The sequence below is a fragment of the Arthrobacter sp. genome (assembly GCF_031988865.1).
Classification (GTDB): Bacteria; Actinomycetota; Actinomycetes; order Actinomycetales; family Micrococcaceae; genus Arthrobacter_B.
The window spans coordinates 1-6335 of the sequence record NZ_DALZXY010000133.1 but is presented as its reverse complement, the minus strand read 5'-3'; the positions used below and the strand labels follow the sequence as shown (position 1 = coordinate 6335).

Genomic DNA, 6335 nt, shown 5'->3' with positions numbered 1-6335 from the left:
GACCCCGCTTCGGCGGCACCCTCGTGGGAGGCGCTGTCGAGCGAAGCGGCAAAGGCTGCGTCGGGGGCTTCCTCGACTGCTTCGGAGGTATGCAGCACGTTAACCGATGCTTCGGTGACGCCGAGCAGGAACCGCTGGCCGCCGGTCTCGAGGACGACGACGGATGCCTTCGGGCTGATCACCTGGCGGCTGAGGACCCGAATGGGAGCTTCGGGGCCGGTGGAGGCGCGGCCTCGGATGAGGCGGCGCTGGAGCCACCACAGGAGCCCCAGAACCACACCGAGCGATACCAGGACCCGCAGCGCCATGACTGCGGAGTCGTCCATTTAACCCAGGCCCTCAGCTACGTCCAGAATCTTCGTGATGCGCACGGCATAGTCCTGGTCGACGACGACGATCTCACCGTTGGCGATCAGGCGTCCGTTGAGCAGGATGTCAGCGGGAGCTCCGGCGGAACGGTCCAGCTCCACCACGCGGCCCGGCTCCAGGTTCAGGACATCGCGCACGGCCATGCGGGTGCGTCCGATTTCCACGGTCAGGGCCATTTCGACGTTGTTGATGCGCCCAAGCTTGCCGACGACGGACTGCTCGGCTCCGGCAGCGCCGGCACCGGAGCGCAGGCGGAGGGCGAACCATCCGGCGGGCCCTTCGGGGCCGCGCAGTTCAAACACAGTGGTGTCCACATGCCCGAACAGGGCTGAGGCGTCTTCCGTGCGGGCCTCGCCCAGCACGCCGGCACCCAGGGTGGAGCTTGCAGCTTCCAGCGCGGGGCGCAGGACATCCGCGGCGGAGACCACCGGGGAATCGGTGCCGGCGACGTCTGCGACCGAAGCACCGGCAGAGTGCAGCACAACGGCGAGGTCCGCGGAGACGGATCCCACGAACGAGGCCGTGACTGCACCGCGCATCTGCTCCAACGGCAGGCCGAGCGCGGAGTGCAGCGCCGGCTGAAGTGGCGTCGGGGTGGGAAGCAGGCGGACGAGGGCAGCTGCTGCTTCGGCATGCTGGGCCAGGGTGGTGCTCATCAGTTGTTCTCCTCGGTACTTACGATGACTCCGGCCAGACGTGAGCCGCTGGCCCCCACTGCTGCCTGGGCCAGGGCCTGGCCGTCAACCGTGACGTTCAGCGGCCGGTGCTGCGGGTGTTCAAGATTCAGGACGTCGCCCACGGCAAGGTTCAGGACCATGCCCGGCTTGACGCGGATCGGTGCCAGCTGCAGTGAAACGTCCACTGGCAGGTTCGCCAGCTGTTCCGTGATCAGCTCGGCGGGGGTGGCGTTGGAGGTGTTCGGCCGGACCGGACCCAGCTGGGGCAGGATCGCCTCGGCGGGCAGGGCCACGGTGGCCGGGGCTGAGGCATCGCCAACCACCATTTCAAAGCGGGCCACGATCATCGGGACGTTCGATCCGGCTGCCTGCGCGAACTGCGAGTTGTACTGGATGGACGACGGCGAGAGCGGCGCGGCGAGCAGGCTGCCGAGGGCGTAGTGCAGGTCCTCAAGCGCCTCATCCATGATCCGGCTCAGGAGGGCCTGTTCGATATGGGTGAGCTTGCGCTCGGGGGTGGGTTCATTGCCCGTTCCACCGAGCATGTGCCGTACCCAGGACAGGGCCGCCGCCATCGGGAACTGGATGACTGCCTTCGCCGAAATGTTGGGCATGGAAAAAAGCACCATGCCCGTGTGTTCGGGCAGTACTGCCACGTACTCGTCGTAGGTCATTGTCTGGACCTGCTCGGAGGTGACCTGGGAAAGGACCCGGACCTTGGCGGTCAGCTGGGTACCCCACTGACGGCCGAAGGTCTCAAAAGCCATTTCCAGTACCCGGGCATGCTCGCGGGCAAGCGTCGTCGGACGGCGGAAGTCATAAACTTCCACCTGCCGGGAGGCTTTTGGGGGCATGCCTAAAGGCAAATCTTGCTGGACCGTCACAGGGGAAACTATCGGACGGGACGGCCGCGCGGTTAGTGGTTCGACGCGGGCAAAACTTCCTCCGACCGATTGCCACCGGTCGCCGGTGCCTCGGAGGGATCAGGGAAGACGATTTCGCCGTTGACGATTGCCGGCATCAGCTGCCGGACAGCTTCAGACTGCCCCGAGAGGACCACGATGTCCACGCGCCGGTTCTGCGCCCGCTCTGCGGCGGTGGTGCCGGCGTTCAGCGGCTTGGATTCCCCGTAGCCGACCGCCTTGATGCGGCTGAAGTCGATGCCTCCGGGTTCCATGAGGTAACGCAGGACGTTAACCGAGCGTGAGGACGAGAGTTCCCAGTCCAGGGCAGAATCGGTGAACTGGCGGACCTGCGCGGTGTGCCCTTCCACCGAAACGTCGTAGCTTGTCGGCTCCAGGATCGGGCCGATCACATTCAGCACGTCCCGGGCCTGCGAGGTCAGGTCGGCGAGGTCCGGCTCGAAGAACATTTCCGAGCTGACCAGACGGATGGTCAGCCCCCGCTCATCAATTTCGAAGCGGACGTCGTCCTGCAGCCCTTTGACTTCGAGGCCGCCCTGCAGCTGGTCCCGCAGCGTGGTCAGGTCCTGGACCTCCTGGGCGGCCTGCATCGCGAGGTCCGCGTCAGGATCCACGATTTCCTCGTCGTCGACCATCGAAGGCGGAACAACCACGCCCTTGGCGGTATCCACCGTGTTGCTTTCCTCGGTGCCGAAGCCGGTTGCGAGGGAAGCCTTGAGCTGCTCAAACTTGGCCTGGTCCACCGTGGACATGGCAAAGAGCACGATGAACATGCACATCAGCACGGTGACCATATCCATGTAGGAGGCCATCCAGCGTTCGTCCGGGTGCGAGTCCTCCTCTTCCCTGCGCCGCCGGCGGCGGTTGGGGGCACTCATGCTGCTTCGCTGGTCTCGCGTGCCGGGCTCTTGAGTTCATGGGCAGGCACCATGGCGCGCAGGCGCTCGCCCAGCAGCCGTGGCTGGCTGCCGGCCTGAAGGGCAAGGACACCTTCCATCAGCAGGGTCATCTGCTCGAGTTCCAGCTCGCTGAGGCGCTTGAGCCGGGAGCTGATGGGCAGCCAGATGAAGTTGGCAGAGAGCAGGCCCCACAGGGTGGCCACGAACGCCGTCGCGATCATCGGCCCAAGGGTGGCCGGCGTGGACAGGTTCTCCAACACATGCGTCAGGGAGACCACGGTGCCGATAATGCCGATTGTCGGCGCGTAGCCGCCAAGGCTGTTGAAAAACTTGACCGCCACCTTATCGCTGGCAGCCTTGGTGTTGATCTCGTCTTCGAGCAGGGTGCGCAGCTCTTCCCCGTCGGTGCCGTCGGCAATGTTCTGGAGGGCTACCTTCAGGAAGGGATCATCGACTTCCGCGGCATCGCTCTCCAGGGAGAGCAGCCCCTCGGCCCGCGCCTTCTCGGCGAGCGAAACCACGTTGTCGATGGTTTCCTGCGGGCGGGGCTTTTTGCCCATAAAGGCACGCGGAAGGGTCTTGAAGGAAAAAATGAAGTCCTTGAGTGTTCCTCCGGCCAGGCCCACCGCAATCGTCGCACCGAAGACCAGGATCATAGGCGGAGGAAGCAGGATGGACGTGACGTGCGCACCTTCGAGGGTGATCATTGCAAAGAGCGACCCGAAGGCGATGACTAAACCGATTATTGTTGCCGGATCCATTATTTGTTCCTCGGGCGAAGGGGCACGGTATTGGTACTGCTTTCATTCGAAGCCGCCGTCCCCCCGGCGCCGGCGTCTGGAACCAGCCCGAGCCCGGTTCCCGGCCGAAGCGGGACCTGTGGCAGGTCCCTCGCCATGGAAATCACGCGGGCACGGAACTGGGCTATCAGCGCTATTACTTCATCTATGGATTCCGTGACGATGTACTTAGCTCCGTCAACCATGACCAGCGTGGTGTCGGGATTGGCGTGGACGCGTTCAATCAGGTCAGGGTTGATCGCAAACTGAGCGTCGTTCAGTCGTGTAAGAACAATCATTGGCCCATCCCCGGTTTCAGCTTCCGGCTTGCGTAAGCCGTCACCCTTACTTTCGGCAGACGCCCGGTATCGGTAAGGAAAGCCGCCGTTCGCGCCCCGGGCCTTAACCGCAGGAGGCCACGCACAACCGTGCGTGGCCTCCTGCGGGATTACCGGTCTAGCGCTTGAGGTTGGTCAGTTCCTGCAGCACTTCATCCGAAGTGGTGATGATACGGGCGTTGGCCTGGAATCCGCGCTGGGCGACAATCAGGTTGGTGAACTCCTGGGAAAGGTCCACGTTGGACATTTCCAGGGAGCCCGCAATGGCCTTGCCCATACCCGGGTCGCCCGGGCCACCCAGCACGGGATTGCCGGAGTTCACGGTGGCGGTGTAACCGGAGTTCCCAGCCTTCTCCAGGCCAGCCGGGTTGGTGAAGGTTGCGACGGCGATGCGGGCCAGGTCCTGCTTGGCGCCGTTGGTGAAGGAACCGATGAGGGTGCCGTCCTTGGAGATGGAGAAGGACTCCAGGGTCCCGGCAGCGCGGCCGTTCTGCCCGGTGACGGATGCGGTGCTGACACCGGCGTAGCTGGTCAGCCCCAACAGATCCACGGCCACACCATTCACGGTCATGGTGGCCGGGTTGCCCGCGGCCTGTTTGCCGTCCGTGAAGGCCAGGGACTGCGTCGTGCCGCCCGGAGCGGAAACGTCCCAGCCCCCCGCTGTGCGGGTGAAGGTCAGGGGAACAACGGTGGCGACGCCGTTGGCGTCGTAGACATCCATGTCCCGGACTATGGTTTCGCCGACGGCTTTTTCGGAAGGCAGGTTGCCGCCCAGCGTTGCGGTCGTGGTCTCGATGGCCGGGGAGATCGCACCGTCGGGAAGGGTGATGTTGCCGACGGCACCGCCTGTGTTGACCACGCCGTTGACCCCTGTCCAGCCCTGGACGATCTTCCCGTCAGTGGTGACCAGGCGGCCGTTGGCGTCCATCTCGAAGGCTCCGGCACGGGTGTACGTGGTCTGGTTGCCCTGCTTGGTGACGAAGTAGCCGTCACCGGAGATCATAAGGTCCGTTGCGCGGCCGGTGGCCTGGGCCGAGCCCTGGGTGAAGTTGGTGGTGATGCCGGAGACCAGGACGCCGAGGCCTACCTGTGCGGGGTTCCCGCCGCCGTTATTGGCACCGGGAGCCGTGGCGCCCTGGGTCAGCTGGGAGAGAGTGTCCTGGAACTGGACGGCGTTCGCCTTGTAACCAACGGTGTTTACGTTGGCGATGTTGTTGCCGGTGACGTCAAGCATTGTCTGGTGCGAGCGGAGGCCGGAGATTCCGGAGTACAGGGAGCGGAGCATGGGATACGCCTTTCAGCTGAGAGATTGTGGAAGTTTTAGAAGAGAAAGCAAAAGAGCAGACAGTGGGCCCGGGTTAGGCCTTCGTTTCCTCGTCGCCTGATTCGGCACCGTCGCCGTCGCCGTCGCCGGAGTCCGGCGGCGCCGCACCCGGTGCCACCACACCGGAGATGGCATCGAGCTTGACGTCAACACCGTCCACGTTGACGGTTGGAACCCCGTAGCGGTAAGAAACGGAGGTAGCGGTCCCGCTTACCGATTCACCAGCCTCGTTGAGGTAGGTGACGGTCTGCCCGATCAGTCCGGCGGCCGCCATCCGCATCTGCAGGGAGAAGTTCTCCTCGCTCATGGCCGCCATATTGGTGAGCTGTTCCATGGTGGCCAGGTTGGTGGTCTGGCCAATCATTTCGTTGGTGTCCATGGGCGAACTCGGGTCCTGGTTGCGCAGCTGGGTGACCAGCAGGGTGAGGAACAATTCACTGTCCATGACCTGCTTTGGCACCCGGCCGGTCTGCTGGGGGCTAACCCCGTTGGTTCCTGTAACTGCTTCTACAGGCATGGGTGGTTCTCCTTCTCAGGCCAGGATGTCAAGGGTCGATACCGCACCGTGGGCCACGGCGCGAAAGTTCTGCGGCACGGGAACGGGGCCTGCCCCGGGTTCCTCGGTGGCACGCTCGCCCCCAGGAGGCGTCCCGGTCCGTTCCCCGCGGCTGTCAGCACCGTTACCCGGCTGGTCCTGCGCGGACAGGGACAGCGAGGTATTCAGCCCGGAACCGGACAGGTCCCGGCGCAGATCGGTGAGGATGGTCCGCAGCGCTTCCCGCCCGGCGTCGTTCGGGGCGAAGAGTTCCACCCGGATTCCGTCCGCACTGACGTGGGCGCGGACAGTGACAGGTCCCAGGTTTTCCGGGGTAATGCTCAGCGTCATCACGTGCTCGCCGGGGGCTGCAGCGCTCAGGCTGAACAGGGGCTGTGCAACCTGCGTCAGAAGAGGTGCTGCCTGCGCGGCGGGTGCCTGGACGGGTGCGGCAGCGACGGTATGCACCGGGACTGGCTGAATCTGCAGGG

9 protein-coding genes are annotated in these 6335 nt (G+C 64.6%); all 9 read right to left on the bottom strand.

Translation table 11 applies throughout. The features are described 5' to 3' along the window. The coding region (locus RTN46_RS16085; protein WP_312182897.1) for a flagellar biosynthetic protein FliO at positions 1 to 326 on the bottom strand (326 nt) is incomplete at its 3' end. Next, positions 327 to 1025, bottom strand: coding sequence for a flagellar motor switch protein FliN (gene fliN / locus RTN46_RS16080; RefSeq protein WP_312182896.1), 699 nt, complete (start codon positions 1023 to 1025; stop codon positions 327 to 329). Next, the gene (locus RTN46_RS16075) at positions 1025 to 1900 is read right to left on the bottom strand and encodes a flagellar motor switch protein FliM (protein ID WP_312182894.1); all 876 of its coding nucleotides are present in this window, start codon (positions 1898 to 1900) and stop codon (positions 1025 to 1027) included. The genes fliN and RTN46_RS16075 overlap by 1 nt, the downstream gene beginning before the upstream one ends. 62 nt (positions 1901 to 1962) lie before the next feature. After that, complete coding sequence (locus tag RTN46_RS16070; RefSeq protein ID WP_312182893.1) at positions 1963 to 2847, bottom strand: flagellar motor protein MotB; 885 nt, start codon at positions 2845 to 2847, stop codon at positions 1963 to 1965. Then, positions 2844 to 3629: a MotA/TolQ/ExbB proton channel family protein gene (locus tag RTN46_RS16065; protein WP_312182891.1), complete on the bottom strand. Its 786-nt coding sequence runs from the start codon at positions 3627 to 3629 to the stop codon at positions 2844 to 2846. The genes RTN46_RS16070 and RTN46_RS16065 overlap by 4 nt, the downstream gene beginning before the upstream one ends. Beyond that, positions 3629 to 3946, bottom strand: a complete 318-nt coding sequence (locus RTN46_RS16060) for a flagellar FlbD family protein (protein WP_312182889.1) — start codon at positions 3944 to 3946, stop codon at positions 3629 to 3631. The genes RTN46_RS16065 and RTN46_RS16060 overlap by 1 nt, the downstream gene beginning before the upstream one ends. Before the next feature lie 157 nt (positions 3947 to 4103). Continuing rightward, on the bottom strand, positions 4104 to 5270 hold the full coding sequence (locus tag RTN46_RS16055; protein WP_312182887.1) for a flagellar hook protein FlgE: 1167 nt from the start codon (positions 5268 to 5270) through the stop codon (positions 4104 to 4106). A gap of 73 nt (positions 5271 to 5343) precedes the next feature. Next, positions 5344 to 5826, bottom strand: coding sequence for a flagellar hook capping FlgD N-terminal domain-containing protein (locus RTN46_RS16050; protein WP_312182885.1), 483 nt, complete (start codon positions 5824 to 5826; stop codon positions 5344 to 5346). A 15-nt stretch (positions 5827 to 5841) separates the two neighbouring features. Then, on the bottom strand, positions 5842 to 6335 hold a 494-nt coding region (locus tag RTN46_RS16045), incomplete at its 5' end, for a flagellar hook-length control protein FliK (RefSeq protein WP_312182883.1).

Bases quoted from the DNA above. Each gene is read 5' to 3' on its own strand.
- fliN (WP_312182896.1), bottom strand. From the start codon at position 1,025: ATGAGCACCACCCTGGCCCAGCATGCCGAAGCAGCAGCTGCCCTCGTC.
- RTN46_RS16075 (WP_312182894.1), bottom strand. From the start codon at position 1,900: ATGCCCCCAAAAGCCTCCCGGCAGGTGGAAGTTTATGACTTCCGCCGT.
- RTN46_RS16070 (WP_312182893.1), bottom strand. From the start codon at position 2,847: ATGAGTGCCCCCAACCGCCGCCGGCGGCGCAGGGAAGAGGAGGACTCG.
- RTN46_RS16065 (WP_312182891.1), bottom strand. From the start codon at position 3,629: ATGGATCCGGCAACAATAATCGGTTTAGTCATCGCCTTCGGGTCGCTC.
- RTN46_RS16060 (WP_312182889.1), bottom strand. From the start codon at position 3,946: ATGATTGTTCTTACACGACTGAACGACGCTCAGTTTGCGATCAACCCT.
- RTN46_RS16055 (WP_312182887.1), bottom strand. From the start codon at position 5,270: ATGCTCCGCTCCCTGTACTCCGGAATCTCCGGCCTCCGCTCGCACCAG.
- RTN46_RS16050 (WP_312182885.1), bottom strand. From the start codon at position 5,826: ATGCCTGTAGAAGCAGTTACAGGAACCAACGGGGTTAGCCCCCAGCAG.